Source organism: Enterobacter sp. 6722112 (assembly GCF_058661685.1).
Genome location: NZ_JBZWGR010000007.1, coordinates 3,461,170 through 3,473,858, shown reverse-complemented (window position 1 = coordinate 3,473,858; position 12,689 = coordinate 3,461,170). Strand labels below are relative to the sequence as shown.

Genomic DNA, 12,689 nt, shown 5'->3' with positions numbered 1-12,689 from the left:
GGGCTAAGTATAAGGAATATCGACAGGGGCGGGCGAGCAGATTGCGCAACATGCGAGCATGATCCAGAGATTTCTTAAGCTGCAAAAGAATGGTCCATGTACATGCCCTGCGGCTTGGGTTACATTGTTGGCACTTTTTTCCGGCGTAGCCCAAAACGCGCTGTCGTCAAGGGCATGGCCTTTAACAGTCCGATCTGGAGTTAAAATGTCCTCACGTAAAGAGCTTGCTAATGCTATTCGTGCGCTGAGCATGGACGCAGTACAGAAAGCCAAATCCGGCCACCCGGGCGCCCCTATGGGCATGGCTGACATCGCCGAAGTCCTGTGGCGTGATTTCCTTAACCACAACCCGCAGAACCCATCATGGGCAGACCGCGACCGTTTCGTGCTGTCTAACGGCCACGGCTCTATGCTGATCTACAGCCTGCTGCACCTCACTGGCTACGATCTGCCAATCGAAGAGCTGAAAAACTTCCGTCAGCTGCACTCCAAAACTCCAGGTCACCCGGAAGTGGGCTACACCGCTGGCGTTGAAACCACTACCGGTCCGCTGGGTCAGGGCATCGCTAACGCCGTAGGGATGGCGATTGCAGAGAAGACGCTGGCGGCGCAGTTCAACCGTCCTGGTCACGACATCGTTGACCACTTCACCTACGCGTTCATGGGCGACGGCTGCATGATGGAAGGCATTTCTCACGAAGTGTGCTCCCTGGCAGGTACCCTGAAGCTGGGCAAACTGGTTGCGTTCTATGACGACAACGGTATCTCCATCGACGGTCACGTTGAAGGCTGGTTCACTGACGACACCGCCGCACGCTTCGAAGCCTACGGCTGGCACGTTGTGCGTGGCGTTGATGGCCACGATGCTGACTCGATTAAACGTGCCGTAGAAGAAGCGCGCGCTGTGACGGACAAACCGTCTCTGCTGATGTGTAAAACCATCATCGGCTTCGGTTCGCCGAACAAAGCGGGTACGCACGACTCCCACGGCGCGCCGCTGGGTGACGCGGAAATTGCACTGACCCGTGAAGCTCTGGGCTGGAAACACCCTGCATTCGAAATCCCATCTGAGATCTACGCTCAGTGGGATGCAAAAGAAGTGGGCCAGGCGAAAGAAGCGGCCTGGAACGAGAAGTTCGCTGCCTATGCGAAGGCCTTCCCTCAGGAAGCGGCTGAGTTCACCCGTCGCATGAAAGGCGACATGCCGTCTGACTTCGACGCGAAAGCGAACGAGTTCATTGCTAAGCTGCAGGCGAACCCGTCTAAAATCGCGAGCCGTAAAGCGTCTCAGAATGCGATTGAAGCGTTCGGTCCTCTGCTGCCAGAGTTCCTCGGCGGCTCCGCTGACCTGGCGCCTTCTAACCTGACTATCTGGTCCGGTTCTAAAGCGATCAACGAAGACACTGCCGGTAACTACATCCATTACGGTGTACGTGAATTCGGTATGACTGCGATTGCCAACGGTATCTCTCTGCACGGTGGTTTCCTGCCGTACACCTCTACTTTCCTGATGTTCGTTGAATATGCACGTAACGCCGTGCGTATGGCTGCGCTGATGAAACAGCGTCAGGTGATGGTCTACACCCACGACTCCATCGGTCTGGGCGAAGATGGTCCAACTCACCAGCCGGTAGAGCAGGTGGCTTCCTTGCGCGTGACCCCGAACATGAGCACATGGCGTCCATGTGACCAGGTTGAATCCGCGGTGGCGTGGAAATACGGCGTTGAGCGTCATGATGGCCCGACCGCACTGATCCTCTCCCGTCAGAACCTGGCGCAGCAGGAGCGTACCCCAGAGCAGCTGGCAAACATCGCGCGCGGTGGTTACGTGCTGAAAGATTGCGCAGGCCAGCCTGAGCTGATCTTCATCGCGACCGGTTCTGAAGTTGAACTGGCCGTTGCCGCATGGGAAAAACTGACTGCTGAAGGCGTGAAAGCGCGCGTAGTCTCCATGCCGTCTACCGATGCGTTCGACAAGCAGGATGCCGCGTACCGCGAATCCGTACTGCCTAAAGCGGTCTCCGCTCGCGTGGCGGTGGAGGCGGGTATCGCTGACTACTGGTACAAATACGTGGGCCTGAACGGTGCTATCGTCGGTATGACCACGTTTGGTGAGTCTGCGCCGGCTGAACAGCTGTTTGAAGAGTTCGGCTTCACCGTTGAGAACGTTGTCGCTAAGGCGAAAGAACTGCTGTAACTCTCCCAGTGAGGCAAAACGGGTCGCTAAGGCGGCCCGTTTTTATTTCGATGGTATTTTTTTTGTGTTAACAACATATATTTGGTGATTCCCATCACAAATACGTAAAGTCATAATATGTGTAATTTGCAATGAATATCACATATATAGACTTGCTTTTTTATTTCTTGTTTTTAACGATATGTTTTCATTCGTTTTATTAAAATGCGTTCTGACACGCTCGCCATTTTCTCCCCGTTTGATTTCATTTTACCGCAGGCGTATTTTGTTTTTAGCGATACGTTGTACCCTAAAAATAAAATAAGGATGATATATGCGGTTAATTGATTATTTCCCTGAATCCTCAATATCAATAAAATCCGCAGCAAAGGACTGGCAGGAAGCCATTGATTTGTCCATGTCGTCTTTGCTGCAAAATCATTATATTAGCGCTGGTTATATTGAAGCAATTAAAACCTCGACGCTCACTAATGGTCCTTATTACATTCTCGCTCCGGGTGTAGCGATGCCTCATGCCCGTCCGGAGTGCGGTGCCTTAAAAACAGGTATGTCATTAACGCTTCTTAAACAGGAAGTGCAGTTTGCCGACGACGATGAGCCCGTGAAATTACTCATTGGTTTATCGGCGGCGGATGCGGATTCACATATCGGCGCTATCCAGGCATTAAGCGAATTATTATGTGAAGAAGATAAACTGTCGGCGTTGTTAACCGCTAAGTCAGAAAAGCAGTTGGCGGATATTATCGCTCGCGCATAATTATTCTCTCCTTTACAGGACATTATTATGGAACACAAGTCTGCTCGTGCAAAGGTCCAGGCTTTTGGGGGCTTTTTGACTGCAATGGTCATCCCGAATATTGGCGCTTTTATTGCCTGGGGATTTATTACCGCATTATTTATTCCAACCGGCTGGATGCCAAATGAGCATTTTGCCAAAATTGTCGGTCCGATGATCACCTATTTATTGCCGGTGATGATTGGCTCTACCGGTGGACACCTGGTTGGCGGCAAACGTGGGGCGGTGATGGGGGGGATCGGCACTATCGGCGTGATTATCGGCGCGGATATTCCTATGTTCCTCGGCTCAATGATCATGGGGCCACTTGGCGGTCTGGTGATTAAGCACATCGATCGGCTGCTGGATAAACGCATTCCCGCTGGTTTTGAGATGGTCATCAACAACTTCTCGCTGGGTATTGCGGGCATGCTCCTCTGCCTGCTGGGATTTGAAGTGATCGGCCCTGCGGTGTTAATTGCCAATAACTTTATCAAAGAATGTATTGAAGCACTGGTGCATGCGGGCTATTTGCCGCTGCTGTCGCTGATTAACGAACCGGCAAAAATCCTGTTTTTAAATAACGCTATCGATCAGGGTGTTTATTATCCGCTGGGAATGCAGCAGGCTTCCGAAACGGGTAAATCCATCTTCTTTATGGTGGCCTCCAACCCCGGGCCGGGATTAGGTCTGCTGCTGGCTTTTACTTTTTTTGGCAAAGGGATGGCAAAGAAATCAGCCCCTGGCGCGATGATTATTCACTTCCTGGGCGGCATTCATGAGCTCTATTTCCCTTACGTACTGATGAAACCGCTGACGCTGATTGCGATGATTGCTGGCGGCATGAGCGGAACGTGGATATTTAATATGTTGGGCGGTGGTCTGGTAGCTGGCCCAAGTCCGGGTTCGATTTTCGCCTATCTCGCGTTAACACCTAAGGGTGCTTTTCTCGCAACGATTGCTGGCGTAACGGCAGGCACTCTGGTCTCTTTTGCAGTCACCTCCCTGATCTTAAAAATGGATAAAAGCCATGAAGCTGAAACGGAAGATACTTTCAATGATTCTGCCAACGCCGTAAAAGCCATGAAGCAGGAAGGCAAGTTTTCTTATCGGGATATTAAGCGCATCGCTTTTGTCTGCGATGCCGGAATGGGCTCCAGCGCTATGGGCGCGACGACATTCCGCAAGCGTCTGGAAAAGGCCGGGCGAGATATCGACGTAAAACATTACGCCATCGAAAATGTGCCTGACGATGCGGACATTATTGTTACCCATGCCAGCCTGGAGGGGCGTGCTAAACGGGTCAGTGACAAACCGTTAGTGCTGATAAAAAACTATCTCGGCGATCCGCAGCTTGACGATCTCTTTAAGCATTTAACGGCGAATTAATCTATCTGGTTTCTGGAGTCATTATGAAAACGAAAGTGGCTGCCATTTATGGCAAGCAGGATGTTCGTATCCGTGAATTTGAACTGCCCGAAATGAGCGACAATGAACTGCTGGTGAGCGTAATTTCTGACAGCGTTTGTTTATCAACCTGGAAGGCAGCGAAATTAGGCAGTGAACATAAACGTGTGCCGGACGATCTGGAAAATCATCCGGTCATCACCGGACATGAATGCGCCGGGGTGATTGTTGAGGTCGGGAAAAATCTGACCGAAAAATATAAAAAAGGTCAGCGCTTTGTTTTACAACCGGCAATGGGATTACCGACCGGTTATTCTGCTGGCTACAGCTATGAATATTTTGGCGGCAATGCGACGTATATGATTATTCCAGAAGTCGCAATTAATCTGGGCTGCGTTTTACCTTATCACGGCTCCTATTTTGCGGCGGCTTCGCTGGCGGAACCCATGTGCTGCATTATCGGCGCGTATAACGCCAATTATCATACGACGCAATATGTCTATGAGCACCGGATGGGCGTGAAACCGGGAGGTAATATTGCGCTTCTGGCCTGCGCCGGGCCGATGGGAATTGGCGCTATTGATTATGCGATTAACGGCGGGATTCAGCCGTCGCGCGTTGTGGTGGTGGATATCGATGAGGCTCGCCTTGCGCAGGCGGAAAAACTCCTGCCGGTTGAGCTGGCGGCACAAAAGGGTATTGAGCTTATCTATGTCAATACCTCCGAACTGGAGAACCCTGCCGCTACGTTACGCGCATTAACTGACAATGCAGGCTTTGACGACGTGTTTGTCTATGCCGCGGTTCCGGCGGTCATTGAACTGGCAGACGATCTTCTCGCCGAGGACGGGTGCCTGAATTTCTTCGCCGGACCAACGGACAGCAATTTCAAGGTGCCGTTTAATTTTTACAACGTCCATTACAACAGTACCCATGTGGTGGGCACCTCCGGCGGCTCGACGGAGGACATGAAAGAGGCGATTGCGCTGAGTGCGACGGGCCAGCTCCAGCCGTCGTTTATGGTGACCCACATCGGCGGCCTTGATGCGGTGCCGCATACGGTACTCAATCTTCCGGACATTCCTGGAGGCAAGAAGCTTATCTATAACGGTGTCACCATGCCGTTAACGGCCATTGCCGATTTTGCCGAAAAGGGCAAAACCGATCCGCTTTTCCGGGAGCTGGCAAGGCTTGTGGAAGAGACGCACGGCATCTGGAATGAAAAAGCAGAGCGCTATCTGCTGGCGCAGTTTGGTGTGGATATTGGGGAGGCGGCGGCATGATGTCTCTGGCATGGCCGCTCTTTCGCGTTACGGAACAGGCGGCGTTGGCCGCCTGGCCGCAAACCGGGTGCGGCGATAAAAACCGAATCGACGGGCTGGCGGTAACCGCCATGCGCGAGGCGCTAAACGCGATAGCGATGCGCGGGCGTATCGTTATCGGCGAAGGTGAGATCGACCATGCGCCAATGCTGTGGATTGGCGAGGAGGTCGGAAGCGGCATCGGCCCGGCGGTGGATATTGCCGTCGATCCCATCGAGGGCACCCGCATGGTGGCGATGGGGCAAAGCAATGCGCTGGCTGTGATGGCGTTTGCGCCTGAGGGCCGCCTGTTTCATGCCCCTGATATGTACATGAAAAAACTGGTGGTTAACGCAGCGGCAGCCGGGGCAATCAGCCTCGATCTCCCGCTGGCAGACAACCTTCGCAACGTTGCCCGGGCGCTGGGCAAGCCGCTGGAGCATCTGCGGATGGTGACGCTGGACAAACCGCGCCTGCAAAATGCAATTGCCGAGGCGACGCAGCTGGGCGTGAAAGTGTTTGCGCTGCCCGATGGCGATGTCGCCGCCAGCGTTCTGACCTGCTTACAGGATAATCCCTATGATCTGATGTACACCACAGGCGGCGCGCCGGAAGGGGTGATCTCCGCCTGCGCGGTGAAAGCGCTGGGTGGCGATATGCAGGCGGAGCTGATCGATTTTTGTGAAGCGAAAGGGGAGAGTCCTGAGAACCGTCGGGTCGCCGTGCAGGAGCACCGTCGCTGTGCGGAGATGAAGGTGGAAGTCAATCGTATCTATACCCTTAGCGAACTGGTAAAGGGCAATGACATCCTGTTCAGCGCGACGGGCGTGACGGGTGGCGAACTGGTTAAAGGTATTCAACAGGTTGCGAAGGGTGTGCGCACGCAAACTTTACTGATCGGCGGCGCAGATCGAACGTGTAATATAATAGACTCTCTGCATTCACGGTGATTTATCGAGATACAAATGACGACGCTGACAGAAGACGATGTGCTTGAGCAACTGGATGCTCAGAATAACCTCCTCGCATTCATGACGACGGCACAGTCTTTTTTACTCCAGGGCATTAAATGTTTTCTGCCGTCGCTGTTTGTCGATAACGATGAAGAGATCGTGGAATATGCAGTGAAGCCGTTACTCGCCCGGAGTGGGCCGCTTGATGACATCGATGTGGCGTTACGCCTGATCTATGCGCTGGGGAAAATGGAAAAATGGCTCTACGCCGACATAACGCATTTTTCGCAGTTTTATCAGTATCTGAACGAGCAGGATACGATCCCTGGCTTCGCCGATGACATCACCTGGGATTTTATCAGCAACGTTAATTGCATCACCCGTAACGCGACGTTATTCAGCGCGCTGGAGTCGATGAAATTTGCTGACTTTGCCGCATGGTCTGAGGTGCGCTTTACCGCAATGATCAAGACGGCGCTCACCCTGGCGGTAACGACAATTTTAAAGGAACTTACGCCGTGAAAATTGGGCTAACGGTCAATGGGCTATATGTAGAAGCACATTATCCTGACGACGAAATTGAAAATGTTCATAAGCCTTTGCTGCGGCAACTGGCGAAACGGCATTTCGCCAGCGCCAGCAGACGTACGATTGTTTTTCTCAGCGCCCCGCCCGGTACGGGCAAGTCCACGCTGACCGCCTTCTGGGAATATCTCTCTCGTCAGATGGAGGGGCTCGCTCCGATTCAGACGTTGCCAATGGATGGATTTCATCACTACAACGTCTGGCTGGAAGCGCATAACCTGCGCGCGTACAAAGGCGCTCCGGAGACCTTTGATGTCGACAGGCTGGCGCAACATCTGCGGCAGATAAAAGAGGGCGACGGTACCTGGCCGCAGTATGACCGGCAAACGCACGACCCTGTCGAAGATGCAATCGTGGTAACGGCCCCTGTCGTGATTGTTGAGGGTAACTGGCTGCTGCTTGATGACGAACGATGGCGAACGCTGATGGAATACTGTGATTTTTCATTGTTTATTCGCGCCCCCGCCGAAGCCTTACGTACGCGCCTGGTTGGACGTAAGCTGGCCGGCGGACTCTCTCAGGCCGACGCCGACGCGTTTTATGCGCGCACCGACGGGCCAAACGTGGAGCGTGCTTTGCGTCACAGCCGTCCTGCCAATGTTGAACTGATGATGTCGGCAAATGGCGAATACCGACTCGTCTGATCCTCAGCGGCTTTCAGTAGGGGCTCCGGTCGACCCGCCGCGTTTTTACGTGGCGGGATGAAAAGGGATTATTCCGGAAAAATGTGATGGAGATCAGATAAAATCGCTCTTAATCTGGACAGAGATTCCTTTTATTCCCCGATTCGCTTATTCTTGCTGAAGCGTTTCAGTCGATTAAATGTTCGACAATTGACCAATCAATCGCAGTTTGTGACAGCAAGGATTCCCCTTCGGGCGTCGCTGGATTACTCTTTCAGCCACCTCAAACTCAGGGATAGCTTTGCAGGAGATCTATGACCGTACGCGTAGCGATTAATGGCTTCGGTCGCATCGGACGCAACGTGGTTCGTGCTTTATATGAATCCGGGCGTCGTGCGGAAATCACCGTGGTGGCAATCAATGAACTGGCGGATGCTGCGGGCATGGCGCATTTGTTGAAATATGACACCAGCCACGGTCGCTTTGCCTGGGACGTTCGCCAGGAAAGGGAACAGCTGTTCGTCGGTGACGATGCCATCCGCGTGCTGCATGAGAACAGTATTGAAGGGCTGCCCTGGCGCGAACTGGGTGTGGATGTGGTGCTGGACTGTACCGGCGTGTACGGTAACCGTGAACATGGCGAAGCGCATCTGAATGCTGGCGCGAAAAAAGTGCTGTTCTCCCATCCCGGCAGTAACGACCTCGACGCCACCGTCGTGTTTGGCGTCAACCAGCACGAGCTGCAAGCTGAACACCGCATTGTCTCCAACGCCTCCTGCACCACCAACTGCATTATTCCGGTCATTAAACTGTTAGACGATGCGTATGGCATTGAATCCGGCACCGTGACCACGATTCACTCCGCCATGCACGATCAGCAGGTCATCGACGCCTACCATCCGGATTTACGGCGCACTCGCGCGGCGAGCCAGTCCATCATTCCGGTGGATACGAAACTGGCTGCCGGGATCACCCGTATTTTCCCGCAGTTTAACGACCGTTTCGAAGCGATTGCCGTGCGCGTGCCGACGATAAACGTCACCGCAATCGATCTTAGCGTGACGGTGAAAAAACCGGTAAAAGCCTGTGAAGTCAACCTGTTGCTGCAAAAAGCGGCACAGGGAGCATTTCATGGTATAGTTGACTATACGGAATTACCGTTGGTCTCAGTAGATTTTAACCACGACCCGCACAGCGCCATCGTGGATGGCACGCAGACGCGAGTCAGTGGTGCGCACCTTATCAAGACGCTGGTCTGGTGTGATAACGAATGGGGCTTTGCTAACCGAATGCTCGACACCACGTTAGCCATGGCCGCAAAAGGTTTCAGGTAGAGCGCACCTTGCGCTTGCAAAACTTTAAGAATCAACGAGAGGATTCACCATGTCTGTAATTAAGATGACCGATCTGGATCTGGCAGGTAAACGCGTTTTCATCCGTGCCGATCTGAACGTACCGGTTAAAGATGGCAAAGTGACCAGCGACGCGCGTATCCGTGCATCTCTGCCAACCATTGAACTGGCTCTGAAGCAGGGCGCTAAAGTGATGGTCACCTCCCACCTGGGCCGTCCAACTGAAGGCGAGTACAACGAAGAGTTCTCTCTGCTGCCGGTTGTTAATTACCTGAAAGACAAACTGTCCAGCCCGGTTCGCCTGGTGAAAGATTACCTGGACGGCGTGGAAGTTGCCGAAGGTGAGCTGGTTGTTCTGGAAAACGTTCGCTTCAACAAAGGCGAAAAGAAAGACGACGAAACCCTGTCCAAAAAATACGCTGCGCTGTGCGACGTATTCGTGATGGATGCATTCGGTACGGCTCACCGTGCGCAGGCATCTACCCACGGTATCGGTAAATTCGCAGACGTCGCCTGTGCAGGTCCGCTGCTGGCTGACGAACTGGAAGCGCTGGGTAAAGCTCTGAAAGAACCAGCTCGTCCAATGGTCGCTATCGTTGGTGGTTCTAAAGTTTCTACCAAACTGACCGTACTGGATTCCCTGTCCAAAATCGCTGACCAGCTGATCGTTGGTGGTGGTATCGCGAATACCTTCGTTGCTGCGCAAGGCCACAACGTGGGTAAATCCCTGTACGAAGCGGATCTGGTTGACGAAGCCAAACGTCTGCTGAGCACCTGTGATATCCCGGTTCCAACTGACGTTCGTGTAGCTACCGAGTTCTCCGAAACCGCTACCGCAACCCTGAAATCTGTTAACGACATCAAAGATGAAGAGCAGATTCTGGACCTGGGCGACGTTTCTGCACAGAAACTGGCTGAAATCCTGAAAAACGCAAAAACTATCCTGTGGAACGGTCCTGTCGGCGTGTTCGAATTCCCGAATTTCCGCAAAGGGACTGAGATCGTGGCTAACGCTATCGCAGACAGCGAAGCGTTCTCTATCGCAGGCGGTGGTGACACCCTGGCAGCTATCGATCTGTTCGGTATCGCTGACAAGATCTCCTACATCTCCACTGGTGGCGGCGCATTCCTCGAATTCGTGGAAGGTAAAGTCCTGCCAGCAGTAGCAATGCTCGAAGAGCGCGCTAAGAAGTAAGCCATTCAGGGGCAGGGAAACCTGCCCAATTTTCAGCGCGCTTATCAGAGCTCGCACCTTTTCTAACGGCCGAAGATACAGGACTAAGCAACATGTCTAAAATTTTTGATTTCGTAAAACCTGGCGTTATCACTGGTGATGACGTACAGAAAGTGTTCCAGGTAGCTAAAGAAAACAACTTCGCTCTGCCAGCAGTTAACTGCGTAGGTACCGACTCCATCAACGCCGTACTGGAAACCGCTGCAAAAGTTAAAGCACCGGTTATCGTTCAGTTCTCTAACGGCGGCGCTGCGTTCATCGCAGGTAAAGGCGTGAAAACTGACGTTCCTCAGGGCGCTGCTATCCTGGGTGCTATCTCTGGCGCACATCACGTTCACCAGATGGCTGAGCACTACGGTGTTCCGGTTATCCTGCACACTGACCACTGCGCGAAAAAACTGCTGCCATGGATCGACGGTCTGCTGGACGCAGGTGAAAAACACTTCGCAGCAACCGGTAAGCCACTGTTCTCTTCTCACATGATCGACCTGTCCGAAGAGTCTCTGGAAGAAAACATCGAGATCTGCTCTAAGTACCTGGCGCGTATGTCCAAAATGGGCATGACCCTGGAAATCGAACTGGGTTGCACCGGCGGTGAAGAAGACGGTGTGGACAACAGCCACATGGACGCTTCTGCTCTGTACACTCAGCCAGAAGACGTTGATTACGCTTACACCGAGCTGAGCAAAATCAGCCCACGCTTCACCATCGCAGCGTCCTTCGGTAACGTACACGGCGTATACAAACCAGGTAACGTGGTTCTGACCCCGACCATCCTGCGTGATTCTCAGGAATACGTGTCTAAGAAACACAACCTGCCGCACAACAGCCTGAACTTCGTCTTCCACGGCGGTTCCGGTTCTTCTGCTCAGGAAATCAAAGATTCCGTAAGCTACGGCGTAGTGAAAATGAACATCGATACCGACACCCAATGGGCAACCTGGGACGGTATCCTGCAATACTACAAAACCAACGAAGCTTACCTGCAAGGTCAGCTGGGCAACCCGAAAGGCGAAGACCAGCCGAACAAGAAATACTACGATCCACGCGTATGGCTGCGCGCTGCCCAGACTTCTATGATTACTCGTCTGGAGCAGGCATTCAAAGAACTGAACGCGGTTGACGTTCTGTAATTTGAGCTGTTCATAGCGTCAAGAAGGTCCGCATATGCGGGCCTTTTTTTATGCCTTTTCAATAGCCTGATGCCTCTGTTTTTGTGATCTGTTTGGCAATATCATGGCTTTTTGTTTACCCTTTACTGACCTGCCTGTCTCCGTGTGGGATAGATTTTGTGGTTTTTATGAGCATAAGGAAAGATAAATGGAAGATCTCGGTGTTGTAGATAGCATCAATAACGCTGGCTCCTGGCTGGTGCGCAACCAGGCGCTCCTGATTAGTTACGCTGTGAATATTGCGGCGGCAATCGCCATTATTATTGTGGGGATGATCGTTGCCCGCACGGTTTCCCGGGGCGTTAATCGCGTAATGCTATCCCGTCATATCGATGCAACCGTTGCTGATTTCCTTTCTGCGCTGGTGCGTTACGGGATTATTGCGTTTACCCTCATTGCGGCAATGGGGCGGGTCGGTGTACAGACCGCTTCGGTCATTGCCGTACTTGGTGCCGCTGGTCTGGCCGTAGGTCTCGCTCTTCAGGGCTCGCTGGCTAACCTTGCAGCTGGCGTACTGTTAGTGACGTTCCGTCCTTTCCGTGCCGGAGAGTATGTTGATCTCGGTGGCACTGCGGGCACCGTGCTGAACGTGCAGATTTTTTCTACCACGCTGCGTTCGGCAGACGGCAAAATCGTCATTGTGCCAAACAAGAAAGTTATTGATGGCAACATTACTAACTTCTCTCGTGAGCCGGTTCGCCGTAATGAACTCATTATCGGGGTTGGCTATGATTCAGATACTGAGTTGGTGAAAAAGCTGATTACCGATATCATCGAATCAGATGACCGCATTCTTAAAGATCGCGAAATGACCGTTCGCCTGAACGAGTTGGGCGCGTCATCCATTAATTTTGTGGTGCGCATCTGGAGTAAAAGCGGCGATCTGCAAAACGTTTACTGGGACGTGCTGGAGCGCATCAAGCGTGATTTCCATGCCAACGGTATCAGCTTCCCTTATCCGCAGATGGACGTAAATCTCAAACGCGAGAAAGCAGCCGAATAATTTGCTTTAACGTAGGCCCGGTAAGCGTCAGCGACACCGGGCTTTTCTTTAATTAGCCCGGCTAATCCCCAATTAATATTATCAATT

Annotated in this window: 11 protein-coding genes; all 11 read left to right on the top strand. The window is 52.6% G+C overall.

Annotated elements, in window-relative coordinates; translation table 11 throughout:
* The first annotated feature begins 205 nt into the window (after nt 1-205).
* The 11 genes from tkt to mscS all read left to right on the top strand — a co-directional run bounded on the left by tkt (nt 206) and on the right by mscS (nt 12,602).
* Nucleotides 206-2,197 (top strand): transketolase, encoded by a 1,992-nt coding sequence (gene tkt / locus AC4OVU_RS18035; protein ID WP_110292418.1) that lies wholly within the window; start codon nt 206-208, stop codon nt 2,195-2,197.
* Nucleotides 2,198-2,510: 313 nt separating this feature from the next.
* Nucleotides 2,511-2,954: a PTS mannitol transporter subunit IIA gene (cmtB, locus tag AC4OVU_RS18030; RefSeq protein WP_110292417.1), complete on the top strand. Its 444-nt coding sequence runs from the start codon at nt 2,511-2,513 to the stop codon at nt 2,952-2,954.
* Nucleotides 2,955-2,981: 27 nt separating this feature from the next.
* A complete protein-coding gene (locus AC4OVU_RS18025; protein ID WP_023295398.1) occupies nt 2,982-4,361 on the top strand; it encodes a PTS mannitol transporter subunit IIBC in 1,380 nt (459 codons plus the stop codon).
* A 23-nt stretch (nt 4,362-4,384) separates the two neighbouring features.
* The gene (locus AC4OVU_RS18020) at nt 4,385-5,662 is read left to right on the top strand and encodes a zinc-binding dehydrogenase (protein ID WP_129541238.1); all 1,278 of its coding nucleotides are present in this window, start codon (nt 4,385-4,387) and stop codon (nt 5,660-5,662) included.
* Nucleotides 5,659-6,630: a class II fructose-bisphosphatase gene (gene glpX, locus AC4OVU_RS18015; RefSeq protein WP_045615207.1), complete on the top strand. Its 972-nt coding sequence runs from the start codon at nt 5,659-5,661 to the stop codon at nt 6,628-6,630. Before AC4OVU_RS18020 ends, glpX begins: the two co-directional genes overlap by 4 nt.
* 15 nt (nt 6,631-6,645) lie before the next feature.
* Nucleotides 6,646-7,155 carry an MltR family transcriptional regulator gene (locus tag AC4OVU_RS18010; protein ID WP_015571811.1) on the top strand — a complete coding sequence of 170 codons (510 nt, stop codon included), beginning with the start codon at nt 6,646-6,648 and terminating at the stop codon, nt 7,153-7,155.
* Entirely contained in the window at nt 7,152-7,862 is a 711-nt protein-coding gene (locus AC4OVU_RS18005; RefSeq protein WP_110292415.1) for a nucleoside/nucleotide kinase family protein, read from the top strand. The genes AC4OVU_RS18010 and AC4OVU_RS18005 overlap by 4 nt, the downstream gene beginning before the upstream one ends.
* Before the next feature lie 293 nt (nt 7,863-8,155).
* Nucleotides 8,156-9,175: an erythrose-4-phosphate dehydrogenase gene (gene epd, locus AC4OVU_RS18000; protein WP_015571810.1), complete on the top strand. Its 1,020-nt coding sequence runs from the start codon at nt 8,156-8,158 to the stop codon at nt 9,173-9,175.
* Nucleotides 9,176-9,224: 49 nt separating this feature from the next.
* Entirely contained in the window at nt 9,225-10,388 is a 1,164-nt protein-coding gene (gene pgk, locus AC4OVU_RS17995; protein ID WP_015571809.1) for a phosphoglycerate kinase, read from the top strand.
* A 92-nt stretch (nt 10,389-10,480) separates the two neighbouring features.
* The gene (fbaA, locus tag AC4OVU_RS17990) at nt 10,481-11,560 is read left to right on the top strand and encodes a class II fructose-bisphosphate aldolase (RefSeq protein WP_017692704.1); all 1,080 of its coding nucleotides are present in this window, start codon (nt 10,481-10,483) and stop codon (nt 11,558-11,560) included.
* Nucleotides 11,561-11,747: 187 nt separating this feature from the next.
* Nucleotides 11,748-12,602 (top strand): small-conductance mechanosensitive channel MscS, encoded by an 855-nt coding sequence (gene mscS, locus AC4OVU_RS17985; protein ID WP_110292414.1) that lies wholly within the window; start codon nt 11,748-11,750, stop codon nt 12,600-12,602.
* Nucleotides 12,603-12,689 lie beyond the last annotated feature (87 nt).

Coding starts and splice junctions, on each gene's coding strand:
- tkt (WP_110292418.1), top strand. CDS start 206: ATGTCCTCACGTAAAGAGCTTGCTAATGCTATTCGTGCGCTGAGCATG.
- cmtB (WP_110292417.1), top strand. CDS start 2,511: ATGCGGTTAATTGATTATTTCCCTGAATCCTCAATATCAATAAAATCC.
- AC4OVU_RS18025 (WP_023295398.1), top strand. CDS start 2,982: ATGGAACACAAGTCTGCTCGTGCAAAGGTCCAGGCTTTTGGGGGCTTT.
- AC4OVU_RS18020 (WP_129541238.1), top strand. CDS start 4,385: ATGAAAACGAAAGTGGCTGCCATTTATGGCAAGCAGGATGTTCGTATC.
- glpX (WP_045615207.1), top strand. CDS start 5,659: ATGATGTCTCTGGCATGGCCGCTCTTTCGCGTTACGGAACAGGCGGCG.
- AC4OVU_RS18010 (WP_015571811.1), top strand. CDS start 6,646: ATGACGACGCTGACAGAAGACGATGTGCTTGAGCAACTGGATGCTCAG.
- epd (WP_015571810.1), top strand. CDS start 8,156: ATGACCGTACGCGTAGCGATTAATGGCTTCGGTCGCATCGGACGCAAC.
- pgk (WP_015571809.1), top strand. CDS start 9,225: ATGTCTGTAATTAAGATGACCGATCTGGATCTGGCAGGTAAACGCGTT.
- fbaA (WP_017692704.1), top strand. CDS start 10,481: ATGTCTAAAATTTTTGATTTCGTAAAACCTGGCGTTATCACTGGTGAT.
- mscS (WP_110292414.1), top strand. CDS start 11,748: ATGGAAGATCTCGGTGTTGTAGATAGCATCAATAACGCTGGCTCCTGG.